The sequence below is a fragment of the Hoyosella subflava DQS3-9A1 genome (assembly GCF_000214175.1).
Classification (GTDB): Bacteria; Actinomycetota; Actinomycetes; order Mycobacteriales; family Mycobacteriaceae; genus Hoyosella; species Hoyosella subflava.
This window is the reverse complement of sequence record NC_015564.1, coordinates 2,769,388-2,784,697: the sequence shown is the minus strand read 5'-3', so window position 1 is coordinate 2,784,697 and position 15,310 is coordinate 2,769,388. Positions and strand designations below refer to the sequence as shown.

Below are 15,310 nucleotides of genomic sequence, written 5' to 3'. Positions count from 1 at the left end.
TATCACCGCACGTTGTGCGGCCGGAACTGCACACTGATGCGGGGCCCGACCGCGCGTGTGGTCTTGGGAATGCAGTGCTCCCACGTGCGCTGGCAGGAGCCACCCATGACGAGGAGATCGCCGTGGCCGACCGTGAACCGTAGTGAGCGTCCTCCGCTGCGTGGACGCAACAACAAATGCCTGGCCTCGCCGAGCGACAAGATTGCGACCATGGTGTCTTCAGTGCTGCTGCGGCCGATCCGGTCGCCGTGCCACGCCACGCTGTCCGAGCCGTCACGGTAGTAGCACATGCCAGCGGTAACGAACGGTTCACCGAGTTCGGTTTCATAGTGGCGATCCAGTGCCTCCCGAGCTTGTATAAGTACGGAATTGGGCAGTGGCGCACCTTCGTCATAGAAGTAGACGAGCCGTGGGACATCGACAACCCTGTCGTACATCTTCCTGCGTTCGGCATGCCACGGAACGTGCTCGATCAGGTCGGCGAATAGGGCTTCGGAACCGGAAATCCAGTTCGGGCACGTATCGACCCAGGCGCCCTCGGTCAATTCGGTCCGCTGCATCCCCGCGAGACCGCCGATGCGGGGGCCGCCTGTGCCGATATCGAAGAGCGACACCTGATGCGATGGGAACACATGTTCGATTCTAAGCCATGTCTGTCACGATTGGCGGCACCGTGTTGCTCGAACGGTAATTTGTCGGCTTTGGGTGGGCTGGGACGAAACACGTTGACGGCAACCTAATGTTCAGAATTTGCCCGTAGAACATACCCATTTTGTAACGTACTCTTGGCTAAGCTGTTTGTCGTTCGAGTCACTACGGGAAACATCTGCTGTTCACAGGGTGTGTTGCGAACACCATTCCGGCGTGCAGATCCGACGACCCTGAAGGCCATGTATGCATACTGCCGACGCTGTTCGCGACCTTGTGATCGCGATAGGCCCGCTCGGGTACCCGAACGCCACGGCGGTCGCGGCCGCATCGCACAGTGGTGCGCACGGAGTCCTCGATCTCGGTGAGGGTCGCTCCGCCGCGCGTCGTGAACTCGCGATCGCAGCGCGCATGGTCCCTGGCGGTTTCGGGGTCCGCATCTCGGCTGACTGTGTGCTCGGTGCGCGCGAGCTGCCTGACGAAGTCGCGTGTGTTGTTCTGACCCGCGACGCCCTAGCTCGCGCGGACGAGTTTCGCGGTCGGCGGCTTCTCGCGGAAGTGACGTCCCCGACTGAGGCGAGAAGGGCCCGTGAGGCAGGCGTCCACGGCGTGATCGCCCGTGGTTGTGAAACTGGCGGGCTCGTTGGTGAGGTCAGCAGCTTCGTCCTCCTGCAGCAATTGACGGCCGACGACTCCTGCACCCTGCCCGTGTGGCTGGCGGGGGGAATTGGCCCTGACACCGCCGCCGCAGCGGTCGTAGGGGGAGCGCGTGGCGTCGTCCTAGACATACAACTCGCGCTACTCGGCGAGTCGAATATTCCCGCCGACGTCCGAGCGGTCCTCGCTGGAATTGACGGCTCTGAGTCAGTTGTCGAGAACGGGCAACGAACGGTTCGCCGCATGAGTCGCGGCGGCAGCGTCGTGCTGCCGGTTGGCGAGGACGGCTACCTCGCGCGAACGTTCGAATCCCGGTTCGGCACCGTGGCGGCTTCCGTTCGGGCTGTCCGCGAGGCGATAACCGCCGCCGTCGTCTGTGCTAGTGACGCCGCGAGCATGCTCGCCCCGGCCTCCCCGCTCGCCCGGGATCTTGGCACAGCGCTGCCCCTCGCACAAGGGCCGATGACACGGGTGAGTGACCAGCCGCAGTTCGCGGAGGCAGTCGCCGCTGGCGGTGCGGTTCCCTTCATCGCGCTCGCCGTGAACTCTGGGGCGCGCTCGCGGGAAATTCTCGGTGCCACCAAGGCGTTAGTCGGAGACTGTCCTTGGGGTGTCGGGATTCTCGGTTTCGCCGACGCAAAACTGCGCGAGGATCAGATCGAGGCAGTACTCGCCACGAAGCCCACGCACGCCATCATTGCCGGGGGGCGGCCAGCACAGGCATTGCGTCTTGAAAGCGAGGGGATCAGCACGTTCTTGCACGTTCCCTCCCCGGGGCTGCTGCGGCAGTACTTAGGAGCAGGAGCGCGCAAGTTCATTTTCGAAGGGGCTGAGTGTGGCGGACATGTCGGTCCGCGGCACAGTTTCCCGCTGTGGCAGGCGCAACTCGAGGAACTGCGGTTGTTCCTCGCCGACAACCCAGCGGCAATGCCCGAAGTACAGGTTTTCTTCGCCGGCGGTATTCACGACGAACGCTCAGCAGCCATGGTGGCCGCACTAGCGCATCCGCTCACGGCCGCTGGAATGAAGGCTGGACTGCTCGCTGGTACGGCGTACCTCTTCACCGAGGAGGCTGTCCACTGCGGTGCGGTCGTTTCAGGCTTCCAGCAGCACGTAATCTCCGCGACGCGCACTATGTTGCTGGAAACCGCGCCAGGTCACGCGACACGCTGCGTAGAGAGCCAGTTCGCGCAGCAGTTCGCGCGCGTGCGCGAGGAACTGAAGGCGAATGGTGTTCCTGACCGGGAGTTGTGGGAAAAACTCGAACAGCTCAATATCGGCCGCCTTCGCGTGGCCAGCAAGGGAGTCGACCGCGACGGCGACGCGCTCGTCTCAGTGAGCCCAGACCGTCAATTGCGCGACGGCATGTTCATGGCCGGTGACGTCGCGCTGCTGCGGGACCGCATTGTTTCCATTGAGGACGTGCACACGTCAATGACGACCAGCGCGGCTCGGTGGTACCAAGCCCGAAGCTCCGTCCTGGCGGGGGAACTCGGTGTGCGCTCCACCCCGGAACCGCAAACCGCGCCGCTCGACATCGCGATCGTGGGAATGGCGGCGTTTTTCCCGCAGGCACCGACGCTGTCGGCATTCTGGTCCAACATCCTTGCAGGCGTCGACGCGGTCACCGAAGTCCCCTCCGGCAGGTGGGACCCCGAACTGTACTTCAGCCCCGAAGGCGGGGACGGAAAAACACCGTCCAGGTGGGGCGGGTTCCTCCCACCAATCCCGTTCGATCCGTTACGTTTCGGCATCCCGCCCGCCTCACTCCCGAGCATCGAACCCACACAGTTGCTCGCTCTGGAAGTTGCGGACCGAGCCCTGCGTGACGCCGGGTATGACGACCGCCCATTCGACCGGCAGCGCACCGCCGTGATCTTCGGTGCCGAGTCCGGCAGCGACCTTTCCAGCGCCGGAGTTCTGCGCAACGTGCTGCCGTCGTACCTCGGTGAACTGCCCGCTGAACTCGACGCGCAACTACCGAAGCTCACCGAAGATTCCTTCCCGGGAGTGCTGGCGAACGTCATCAGTGGACGCATCGCGAACCGGCTTGACCTGGGCGGAGCCAACTACACGGTTGATGCGGCATGCGCCTCGTCGCTGGCTGCACTCGACGCCTCCTGCAAAGAGCTAGTCTCCGGGTCCGCTGAGACAGTGTTGTGTGGCGGCATCGACCTGCATAACAGCATCAACGACTATCTGATGTTCGCGTCGGTTCACGCACTGTCAGCTACCGGGAGGTCCGCGACGTTCGATAGTTCCGCGGATGGCATAGCGCTCGGGGAAGGGGCCGGTTGTGTTGTCCTGAAACGACTTGCCGACGCAGAGCGTGACGGCGACCGGATCTACGCCGTCATCAAGGGAGTCGGCAGTGCCAGCGACGGACGGTCCTTGGGGCTGACAGCGCCGAGGCCGGAAGGGCAGCGCGCCGCACTAGAACGCGCGTATCGCAGCGCTAGCATTTCGCCCGCCGAAGTGGGCCTCGTGGAAGCACACGGTACCGGCACAGTCGTGGGGGACCGGACCGAACTCACGACACTGACCGCACTCTTCTCTGATGCTGGGGCTGAAGCCGGCCAGGTCACCCTCGGCTCGGTCAAATCGCAGATTGGCCACACGAAGTGCGCCGCCGGAGTCGCGGGGCTCATCAAAGTCGCGCTGTCGATCTATACCGGTGTCAAGCCACCGACACTGCATGTACGCGAACCCAATCCGGCCTGGCAGGAAGACCGCAATCCGTTTGTTTTCACAGCGGAACCGCTACCGTGGGAGAAGATGCCCGCTGAGCGGATCGCAGGTGTGAGCGCGTTCGGTTTCGGCGGCACAAACTTCCACGCAGTTCTCTGTGGCCACCACGCGACTATTGCGCCGCCGCACGCATATAACGACTGGCCAGCAGAGCTTTTCACCTTCCGCGGCGCGACCGAAAACGCGGCGATCGGCGAGGCGCGCGAGTTTCTGAGCAGAGTTGACCTGACCGCAAGTTCTGCTGGGGCCGAGTGGGTCCTGCGGGACTGGGCGTTTGCGGCTGCTTGCGCATCCGACATGGCCGCGAGCCGTGGCGAACCGGTGTGGATCGCGTTTGTCGCCACGAACGTCGGTGAGCTTCGGCATCTTCTCGCGTCTGTCACCTCCGATACCCCCGACAGGGTCCGAGGCGTCTTCGTTCGGGACGGTGAGGTCACGGCCGACGGCAAGGTTGCGTTCCTCTTCCCAGGGCAGGGCAGCCAGCGACCGCGGATGGGCGCCGGTGTGCTGGTCGCATTTCCACACCTGCAGCACCATCTGCAGCGTGGCGCGTCGTACGCACGCGCGATCTATCCGCCCACTGCGTTCACCAAGGACACGGCCGATCGTCACCGCGCCGCGATAACCGATACCAGAGTTGCCCAGCCCGCGCTCGGAATAGTTGAGATGGCGCTCCATGATCTGCTGCGCACCGCGGGTGTGGTCCCGGACATGGTGGGCGGGCACAGTTATGGTGAACTCTCCGCGTTCGCCGCTGCTGGGGTGCTAGATCCAGACACCCTGCTGGAACTGAGTGCCGAACGAGCTGACGCGATACTGCACGCTGCCGGTGAGATGGCCGATCGTGGGACCATGGCGGCGGTCTCCGGAACTGCGCAAGAGGTGAACGACGCGCTCAGTGCCGCGGGTCTCGATACTGATGTCGTTATCGCCAACGACAATGCGCCGAAGCAGAATGTGATATCCGGATCGTCCCCCTCGATCGGCGCCGCGACGGATGCGCTCAAAGCCGCGGGCTTGTCGGTCAGCCGAATCAACGTTTCCTGCGCGTTCCACAGTCCGCTCGTCGCCTCCGCCAGCGACCGCTTCGCGCAGCGGCTCGCAACCACCCAGTTGTATCCGGCAGAGATGCCGGTTTATTCGAACACCACCGCCGCGGTATACCCCAACGACAGCGCAGCGGTGCGGAAGGGACTCGCGGCGCAGATCAGTGCCCCGGTTCGCTTCCGCGAGCAGATCGGCGCCATGTACGAGGCTGGCGCACGCGTCTTCATCGAAGTCGGGCCAGGCCATGTGCTCACCAAGCTCACGAGGTCGATTCTGGGTGACAAGTCCCACACGGTGATCCCGCTCGACGACGGCACCTCGACGGGACTGACTGCGCTGCTGACAGCATTCGCCAAAATGGCTGCGGCGGGTGTCGATCTGCGCACCGGATGGCTGTTCGATGGTCGCGACGCGATAGCTCCCGACCCGAATGTCACGATCAAGCGGCCCGGCTGGACGGTTGACGGCCATCTGGTCCGGACCGCTGATGGATCCATCCCCCAGGGCGCGCTTGCGCCTGCGACCAGAGTGAGATTGACGCCTGTTATGAGTACAACCCCTCAAGAGTCGTCCGGCGCGGAGGCATTGATCAGCGAGTTTCTGCGAAACAGCCGCGAGATGGTTGCCGCTCAACGCGACGTCCTCCTCGGCTACCTTGGTGCGGGAGCGAACATACCGGCCCCGTCGCCGATCACCTACGCGCCCCAGCAATCAGCAGCTTTTGTGAACCCGGCGGAGGCAGTCGCGGCGCCCGCCGCGGATCGTCCCATCGAGACGGCTCCGAGCGTTGAGCATGCTGCCCACTCTCAACAGTCGGTGCTTTCACTGGTGTTCGAAGTGATCGGTCGTCGCACCGGATACCCGGTCGAGATGATCGAACCCGATCTCGATCTCGAAGCGGACCTCAGTGTCGACTCGATCAAACGTGCCGAGATCGCAGGCGAGCTGGCCGCTGAACTGGGTCTGCACCCTGGTGATGACAGCGAGATGGAAGAAGTTGCCAAAGCTCGCACCGCCGCAGCGATCGCGGAACTGCTCGCTAACAAACTCGGTGGGTTTCCCGAGCAGAGCGAGGAGCGAGTGACCGCCCCCGACAACGGTGACGGCGCGGCGACCGTTATTGCGCCGAAGCGCCTCATCATGCGCCGCATTCCGCTCCCGCCCGTGGGATCAGCACCCCAACTGGCTGGGCTGCGAGTGCTGGTCATCGGAAGTGGACCGCTCGCCGAGGCGCTGAAGAGCGAACTGCACGCCCACGACGCGATGCCGGTTGTCACGTCCGCGAGCTTCACCGCCATCCGTGAAGCAATGGATGTACCCATCGGCGGTGTGTTTTACCTGGGCAACCAGGATCGGGATGATGCGCCTTCGCTGCCTGACGCATTCCCTGTTCTGCGTGAGCTGATCACTGCGGCGCCGCGCTGGCTGCTCGCCGCTGGGCCAGGAGAGGGACTGCGTGGATTCTTCCGGACCGTGAGCCGCGAGTACCCGAATTTGCACTCCAGCGTCGTCGAATCGAACGAGTCCGACGTTCATCGATTTGCCGCTGAACTCGTGGCGGAAACCGCAGCGCCACCCGGAGAACCGCTCGTACTGTGTGACAACGGTGTACGCAGGAGGCTGGCACTCGAGCCGACAGACCTGGGTGCTGTGGCTGTTGCGGGCGCGGGACCGAACGGTGTCGGGGCGGCTGAGGCCGCCGCCCTTGGGCTCGACCAGGATTCTGTAGTGCTGATCGTCGGTGGCGCGCGAGGCATCACCGCGCGCTTCGCCGCGACACTCGCCGCTGCGAGCCGGTGCCACATCGAACTCGTTGGGCGCACCACACTGTCGCAGATGCCGGAGGACCCGAAAGTTGCGGCCGCATCGACGGCCCAAGAACTCCGGGCGGTGATGATTGAATCTGGTCTGCGCTCGCCTGCCGAGATCGAAACTGCCGTCAGCCGCACTCTGGCTGAGCGTGAAGTCAGGTTCACGCTGCACCGCCTGCGTGAACTCGGCGCGACCGTGCAATACCGATCGGCGGATGTGCGTGACCCCGAAGCCGTGACGAGCCTAGTGAGCAGTATTCACGCCGAATACGGGCGCCTCGACGGCATCGTGTACGCCGCTGGAATCATCGAAGACAAACTCATCGCGGAGAAACCGGCAGCGTCGTTCACGCGGGTATTTACGACGAAGGTCACCGGTGCGCGTCTGCTGATCACCGCTGCGGAAGAACTGTCGAACGGGCCGCGCTTCATGGTGTTCTTCGGCAGTATCGCAGCTGTCCTCGGTAACCGCGGGCAAGCCGACTACGCGGCCGCGAACGACGAGCTCGAGGCCCTGGGCAGGAACTGGACCGTTGCGGGGCAGCGTCGCGGGCTCACCGTTCATTGGGGACCGTGGGCGCCCACAGGGGAGAACAACGGGATGGTGACCCCCGAACTGATGCGGTCGTACGCGAAGCGAGGAGTCTCCCTGATTGACCCCGAAGAAGGAACCGCTAGCCTTCTGCGTGAACTCGCATGGGGTGATGAGTCGGTCAACTCGGTTGTCTACACCGCCTCAGGATGGTGACTTCGCCTGTGGCGCGCGGTGACCGCACCCGGGGCAAGGTCGCGATCGTGGGGATGGGGGCGTTGTTCCCAGGCGCGAACAACCTGACGGAGTACTGGAGAAACCTCTCAACGGGAGTCGACAGCGTCACTGACGTGCCTGCAGACCGGTGGGATGGAGATTTCTACGATCCCGCCGCCCGCAACGGTGAGCGGGCCGACAAGTTTTACTGCCGACGCGGCGGATTCGTCGAGGCAGACATCGATCCGGCACTTTTCGGGATCATGCCCAACTCAGTGGGGGATATCGACCCGGATCAATTGATCGCGCTGAGAGTTGCGGCGGAAGCGATTGACGACGCAGGCGGTTCGGGGACGCTGCCCGCGGACCGCTCACGAGTGGGCGTTGTGCTCGGGCGGGGCGGATATCTGACGCCTGGGCTGGCTCGCCTCGACCAGCAGGTGCGCACCGCCAATCAGCTGGTTCGCACCCTCGCGGAAGTAATGCCCGGCATAGCGCCAGGCGACCTAGAACGAGTGAAGGATGCCTTCCAGGCCCAGTTGCGGCCGCCCACATCAGATGGCGCTATTGGTCTCGTCCCGAACCTATCGGCGTCCCGGATAGCGAACAGGCTGGATTTGCGTGGCCCCGCGTACACGGTCGACGCGGCGTGCGCGTCCTCGCTCGTCGCGGTCGATCAGGCGGTGTCCGCGCTGATCAGTGGTCGTTGTGACGTGATGCTCGCCGGTGGGGTGCACCACTGTCACGATGTGACGCTCTGGAGCGTTTTCAGTCAGCTCGGCGCCTTGTCCGCGTCCCAGCAGATCCGGCCGTTCGATCGTCGTGCGGACGGTGTTCTGATCGGGGAGGGCACGGGCATCGTCGTTCTGAAGAGGATCGAGGACGCACAGCGTGACGGTGACCGCATCTACGCGGTGATCGCGGGATGTGGCGTTGCGAGTGACGGTCGTACCGCCAGCTTGTTCAGTCCCGACCCCTCGGGTCAGGTTCAGGCAGTGACACAAGCGTGGGCGTCGGCCGGCCTTGATCCGCGCGAGCCGGGCGTGATTGGTCTCCTCGAAGCGCACGGCACCGGCACCGTCGCGGGGGATGGTGCTGAGCTGCACACCCTTCGAGAAGTATTCGGGCAGGGCGATGCCGACGAGGCACAACCGGTGATCGGAACAGTCAAATCGATGATCGGCCACGCGATGCCCGCGGCCGGGGCAGCGGGATTAATTAAGGCGGCACTCGCCGTCTTTCACCGAACACTACTGCCGACACTGCACTGCGATGACCCGCATCCGACGCTGCGCGAATCCCGGTTCGCTCCGATTGCCTCCGCGCAACCATGGCTACTTCCGAACGGTCAGGACGCGCGGCGCGCAGGGGTCAACGCGTTCGGTTTCGGTGGCATCAACGCTCACGTGATCATCGAAGAACCGCCAGCGCACCAGGCCGCACTCACTGTGAATGAGCCCGAAATGCCAATGCGTTTCGCTGCCCGGACCGTCGCTGAACTGGCGGAGATCCTGGGGCGGCCAGATACGGAGCTCCGGCATCGTGAGATCGGCAGTGGCCCCGCGCGCGTCGCGATCGCGGACCCGACCCCGAAGCGGCTAAACCTGGCGCGCAAGGCAATTGCGCGTGGCGTGCCGTGGCGCGGCCGATCGAACGTGTGGTTCACGCCGTCGCCGTTGCTCGGCCCAGGCGGCGGCAAGGTGGCGATGGTCTTTCCTGGTCTCGAAGCCGAATTCGCTCCGGACGTCGGCGCGCTCGCAACGGAGCTCGGGATCGCAGGTAGTGGCGATTTCGCGGCCAGCGTCGGCCAGGTGGGCAGTCACGGTGCGGCGGTTTTCCAGCTTGGCCGGATCTTGCACCGCGCCCTGTCCCGGCTGGGCGTGACAGCCGACGGGCTTGCCGGACACAGTGTCGGTGAGTGGTCCGCGATGGCACAAGGCGGGATCTTCAGTCACACCGAAATTGACGCGTTCCTCGACGCCTTTGACCCCAGCTCCGTGACCGTTCCAGGCGTGGAGTTCGCGGTCATTGGTGCGTCAGCATCACGTGTGGCACAGGCGATCCCTCAATGGGCGGAGGTGGTCCTGTCTCATGACAACGCACCAAATCAGTCGATTGTGTGCGGCCCGGGGGAGGCCATTGCATCCGTGGTCGAACGTTTCCGTGCCGAGGGCGTGATCAGTCAAGTCCTGCCCTTCCAGTCTGGATTCCACACGCCCATGCTCACCCCATATCTTGGTCCTATCGTGCGGAACTTCGAAACGCTCAGCATCAACCCGGCGGAGATTCCCGTGTGGTCAGCGACCACGACGCACCCGTTCCCCTCGGATCCTGGACAGGTCAGGAAGATCTACATCCAGCATCTCGTGGAAACCGTGCGGTTCCGGGAACTGATCACGAACATGCGCGACGCTGGCTTCGTGGCGTTCATCCAGATGGGGACTGGGCAGATCAGCGCGCTGATCGGTGACATCTTGCATGGCCGTGACCACCTCGCGATCCCGGCGCATGCCCCTAAAGCGGGGGCTGCAGAACAGTTGATCCGAGTCCTCGCGGCGCTGTGGGTCGAGGGCTATGAGACACCCGATGTGGCGCGAAAGTCTGCGCCCGTGACGAATTCGGGGCGCCGTATACGGCTCAACCTGGGTGGGGCGCTCGTCAGCATCCCCGAGCAGGAGCGCGTTAACTTAAAAGGCGTTACAGCGCAGTCAGTTCCGGATATGCCCCGTACCGCGTGGGGTGCGGAGTTCACCGCGCTCATCGACGACACGCAGCGTGCGGCCCGCGAGCTGATGGCAGCGGCAACCGCACCGCCGGTTGTCACGCTCGCTCCGGTCAGGCCGGTGAGTGCCGCGCTCGAAGTGTCGCTGAAGACGATGCCGTATCTGATTGACCACAGCTTCTTCAAACTGCCACCGGACTGGCCAGATGATGAGGACCGCTGGCCGGTGGTACCGGCGACTACGCTCGTGGATCACATGGCCGAGTTCGCGCGCCGCGCCGCCCCCGGCCGCGTCGCGGTAGCACTCAACGATGTGCGCTTCGAGAAATGGCTGCCAGTCATTCCTGCAGTCGCAGTTGCTGTGACGGCGATGCCGGGTGACCGCACTGACGTGGTGACGGTCGCGATCGACGGGCATGCTCGCGCGCGAATCGACGTCGCCCCCAGATATCCGGCTCGTCGGCCTCGCCTGTGGAGTTTCGATCCGGCGCAGGAACACGCACCGAAGGATCACGCTCACGAATTGTATTCTCGCCGATGGATGTTCCACGGACCCCAGTTCCAGGGCGTCACCGAACTCACCGCTATTGGTGACCGGCACGTCCGCGGTGTATTGAAGACCCCGGCAGCGCCTGGCGCATTGCTGGACAACGCGGGACAGTTGCTCGGCTACTGGGTGCAATCGTCCGTGACCGACCGGTCGACAGTTTTCCCGGTGGGCATGGGCCGGATCGAGTTCTTCGGGAAACACCCCGCACCCGGCACAGCCGTCGAATGCACCATAATCATCCGCCAGCTGGACAGCCAGTTCATCACCGCGGACGTCCAGCTTGCCGTCCACGGCGAGGTGTGGACACAGATCATCGGCTGGCAGGACCGCCGCTTTGATTCGAACCCCGTCATCAGAGCCACCGACTGCGCACCGGAAGACCACACACTGTCAACGCTTCGGACTGACGGCTGGGCAGAGGTAGCCGAGATGTGGCCGGATCTCGCGACCCGCGAGCTGGTAGCCAGGAAAATGCTCGGCAGTCGTGAACGCGAACAGTACGCCACGGTTGCGCCGAGGCGCCGACGACAATGGCTGTTGGGCCGAATTGCTGCGAAAGATGCAGTGCGCCAACTGCTCTGGCGTTCAGATCCGCACGGCATCTACCCGCAGGAAATCGAGATCGCCAACCATGCGACGGGTGCGCCGTTGGTGTCGGGACGGCACGGCAGAGTGCTCTCGACTATCACCGTGTCGATCGCTCACTGCGCGGAAATTGGTGTGGCGATCGCGCGCCACGGGGCATGCGGAATCGACATCGAGGAGATCCGCGAACGCGACGGCGCAGCGGAGATTGCAGCACTGACCAACGCTGAACACGACCTGCTCGCTGAGCTTCCCGGCGAACGCGCGTTGTGGTTCACGCGGCTATGGAGTGCGAAAGAGGCGGTCGCCAAGCGGCTCGGAACAGGGCTGCAAGGCGCGCCGGCCCGGTTTGAAGTCGTTGCGGTCGAGCAGAGGCCCGACGGCGGTGTGCGCATGTCTGTGGCAGTCGCGGGGGACCAGTTCGAGGTCTTCACGACCGTCACCGAGAATCCCGCTCCGCTGCCGTCACGCAGGTATGTTGTGGCCTGGACAGGCCACCCCGAAGAGGAGACAGAAAACTGATGAGCGAAAACCCGGTGGTGCGTGACGTGGATACCGTCAACGAATCCGAGGTATTCGACGGGATCGTGTCGATGCTGGCCGAAATGCTCGCCGAATTCGATGTCGATCCAAGCGAAATAGGCCGCGACACCGAATTTCACGACGACCTGGAAATGGAAAGCATCGACCTGGTCGCGCTGTCGGGCTTGCTCCGCGAGCGGTGGGGGGACCAGGTGAACTTCGCTCAGTTCATCGCGGGGATGGAACTCGAGCAGATCATGCATGTCACCGTTGGGCAGCTTGTGCGATTCGTCGTCGATAGCGTGAACAACCCGAGCCCGGGTGGCGAGGACCAACCATGACCAAGATCAAGGCTGGCGACATCGACGTCCACGTGCAGCGCATGGGGCCAGCTGATGCGCCGATGACGGTGGTGCTGTTGCATGGCTTGTTGTACGACAGCCTCGCGAGCTATTACTTCACTGTAGGTCCAGCTCTCGCCGAACTCGGCATCGACGTCGTCATGTACGACCTTCGTGGTCACGGACGGAGTTCACGCCCCGCTAGTGGTTACAAGCTTGAGCATTTCGTCGATGACCTGCGTGGACTGCTCGACGAACTGGGCATCGACCACCCGGTGCATCTGGTGGGGAACTCGTTCGGTGGAACGATTGCTTTCGGGTTCGCGGCCGCCTATCCGGAGCGGACCGCAAGCATTTTGTTCATGGAAGCTGAACCGCCAGTTCGCCAGTGGGCCATTCATATACGTGAAGGTCTCACCGATGCCGTGCACCGTCTCGGGAAGCCGGACGCCTTCGATTACATCGCCGACACATACGGGTCGCATCCCGCGCGACTCTCGAAAGCGGCGTACAAGATCCTGCAATCGACGACGATTGTCGACGATATCCCGAATAGCGCCCTGATCAGTGAAGACCTCTCCGAGGTTACGTGTCCCGTGCTCGGAGTTTTCGGCACCCAGACTGGGCTGGCCTACCAGGTTGACCTTCTTCGTCAGAAGCTCACGGCGTTCGACGTGCAGATCCTCGATGGCATGGGACATTCCGTGCTGGTCGAGAAGCCTGCACTCACCCGAACAATGGTGGCTGACTGGCTGTTCGGCGGCCATCAAGCAACGCTCAGTGCTGCGGGCAAGGTCGGCGCCTGAGTGAGCAAGTTCCTTTTCGTCGTCCCGCCGCTCGTCGGGCACATCAACCCCACGGTTGCCGTCGCCGCTGAACTCACGCGACGCGGGCACGAGGTCGCCTGGTCAGGCTCCGAACGCGTCATCCGGACACTCGGGGGTGAGCAGGCACGCGTCTTTGACTGTTACGCGGAACCCTTCGGCGAGCGCGGCGACCTAACTGGGCCGGCCGCGCTGCAATTCCTCGTAGAACGTTTCTTGGCCCCACTCGCACGGACGATGGAACCCCATGTCACGGAGGCGGTCAGAAACTTCACCCCTGACGTCGTCGTCGCAGACCAGCAAGCATTCGCTGGCGCGCTCGTAGCCGAACGGGAGGGGATCCCGTGGGTCACGTCCGCCACCACATCAACAGAGTTGTCGGATCCGCTGGCCGGAATGCCCAAGGTCCAAGCCTGGCTCCAGTCGATTCTTACGGAACTCCGGGAAGACGTCGGAGACCCTGCCGCCGACAGCGATCCACGCTTCTCACCACACGGCATTCTCGCGTTCACCACTGAGGAACTCGCGGGGCGTCCAGCCGTCGCGGCTGACCGTGTCTGGATGGTGGGGCCCGCACTGCGCGACGGTGCGGCCCACGTCGGAACATGGGATTTCCCGTGGGACTTTCTCGGTACAGAGGTGGCGACGGTGCTCATCAGCATGGGGACGGTCAACGGCAAAACGGGTGCGGCCTTTCTCCGCGGAGCGGCCGCCGCGATCGGTGCGAACGCTCACCGATTCCGCGCCGTGCTCGTCGACCCGGACGGTGTTGTGGACGAAGTGCCAGACAATGTGGTCGTCCGTCCCTTCGTTCCGCAACGTGAGCTCTTACCTCTCGTCGACGCGGTAGTGTGCCACGCCGGGCACAACACCGTGTGTGAGGCGCTGTGGCACGGCGTGCCGCTAGTAACTGCACCTATACGTGACGATCAGCCGGTCGTCGCACAGCAGGTCGTCGACGCGGGTGCTGGGGTGCGGCTGCGGTTTCGTCGTGCAACCGAACAACACATCATCGACGGACTCGACGCTGTTCTCGACCCGGATGCAGGCTACCTGGCAGCAGCTGTCCGCGTCGGACGGTCCTTTCGCGACGCTGGAGGTGCACACAGGGCTGCCGATCTGCTGGGAGAACTCGTCACTGGCCTACAGCAGCCTCGACGGTCGGCCACGCCGAGCGAATCGCGTCCTGCCAGTACGGCCACGAATGTGTCCCCGATGAGCGGAAATCCACGGTCGGCGTGATCCCTCCGGCACCGAGTCTTGCCGCGAAGTCCGCTGAGCACGTCAGGGCTGCCGCCTCGATTGGGCCGCCAACGACGATCGTTGCCTGCGTATCGTCATCGAACTGCTGCTCGTACCGCCCGGGCGTACCGTTCCCGGCGTACAGGTAAAGCGGCTTGTCGCGCAATGCGCCGAGATTCTGCGCCGGGTCGTGTTCAAACCATGCTGGCGCGTTCCTTGGACCCCACATGTTCGTTGCGTCGCCCCCGCGATACGCGATGCCAGCTCGCACGGTGTCTTGGTACGGCTGGGGGGCTACGAGCGGGCACGCGCTGATCGCGACAACACCGCGGTAAAGGCCAGGGTGACGTGACGTGAGCGTAAAAGCTGCTTGACCACCCATCGAGATACCGCCGATGGCATTTCGGCCATTGCCGTTGAAATAGCTGTCGATGATCGGAGGCAGTTCCTCGGTGAGAAATGTTTCCCACATGTACACGCCGAACTCAGGATCGGGCTGCTGCCAGTCGGTGTAATAGCTTCCCTCGCCACCCGCCGGAAGTACGACATTGACATTTTTGGACGCAGCAAAGTCGACAATGTCCGTTTTAGTGATCCAGTCGCTTTGCTCGAAAGTCGCCTCGTTGCCATCCAGTAGGTAGAACGTCGGACGCGGCGACGAGTGCGCTGGATGCAGGACGTGCACACGAATCGTGCGTTGCATCGCCGGGGAATCGACGTAGATGTCAGTCCGCGTGACAGAAATTTCGTCTACGCGCGTGACTGGCGCCGCCGTCGCGAAGCTAGCGGCAAATAACGTGACGAGCGAAACCACAAACACCATCGAAAGAACCGTTGCCGACCGCGAAAAGGCCGTGGCCCTCGA

7 protein-coding genes are annotated in these 15,310 nt (G+C 63.7%); 5 read left to right on the top strand and 2 right to left on the bottom strand.

The features are described from left to right. Nucleotides 1-2 precede the first annotated feature (2 nt). Nucleotides 3-560 (bottom strand): alpha-ketoglutarate-dependent dioxygenase AlkB, encoded by a 558-nt coding sequence (locus AS9A_RS13145; protein ID WP_083826695.1) that lies wholly within the window; start codon nucleotides 558-560, stop codon nucleotides 3-5. Nucleotides 561-894: 334 nt separating this feature from the next. On the opposite strand from AS9A_RS13145, the gene AS9A_RS13140 reads away from it, so the two are divergent. Genes AS9A_RS13140 through AS9A_RS13120 form a run of 5 tightly spaced genes read left to right on the top strand, consistent with a single transcriptional unit; the run spans nucleotide 895 to nucleotide 14,445 of the window. Next, entirely contained in the window at nucleotides 895-7,659 is a 6,765-nt protein-coding gene (locus AS9A_RS13140; RefSeq protein WP_013807528.1) for a type I polyketide synthase, read from the top strand. Further along, complete coding sequence (locus AS9A_RS13135; RefSeq protein ID WP_083826543.1) at nucleotides 7,653-12,038, top strand: type I polyketide synthase; 4,386 nt, start codon at nucleotides 7,653-7,655, stop codon at nucleotides 12,036-12,038. The genes AS9A_RS13140 and AS9A_RS13135 overlap by 7 nt, the downstream gene beginning before the upstream one ends. Then, entirely contained in the window at nucleotides 12,038-12,379 is a 342-nt protein-coding gene (locus AS9A_RS13130) for an acyl carrier protein (RefSeq protein ID WP_013807526.1), read from the top strand. The genes AS9A_RS13135 and AS9A_RS13130 overlap by 1 nt, the downstream gene beginning before the upstream one ends. Further along, nucleotides 12,376-13,185: an alpha/beta fold hydrolase gene (locus tag AS9A_RS13125; RefSeq protein WP_013807525.1), complete on the top strand. Its 810-nt coding sequence runs from the start codon at nucleotides 12,376-12,378 to the stop codon at nucleotides 13,183-13,185. Before AS9A_RS13130 ends, AS9A_RS13125 begins: the two co-directional genes overlap by 4 nt. After that, the gene (locus tag AS9A_RS13120) at nucleotides 13,186-14,445 is read left to right on the top strand and encodes a glycosyltransferase (RefSeq protein ID WP_013807524.1); all 1,260 of its coding nucleotides are present in this window, start codon (nucleotides 13,186-13,188) and stop codon (nucleotides 14,443-14,445) included. On the opposite strand, the gene AS9A_RS13115 is transcribed toward AS9A_RS13120, so the two are convergent. Further along, nucleotides 14,339-15,268, bottom strand: a complete 930-nt coding sequence (locus AS9A_RS13115; protein WP_041451078.1) for an alpha/beta hydrolase — start codon at nucleotides 15,266-15,268, stop codon at nucleotides 14,339-14,341. The two genes, AS9A_RS13120 and AS9A_RS13115, sit on opposite strands and share 107 nt — an antisense overlap. Nucleotides 15,269-15,310 lie beyond the last annotated feature (42 nt).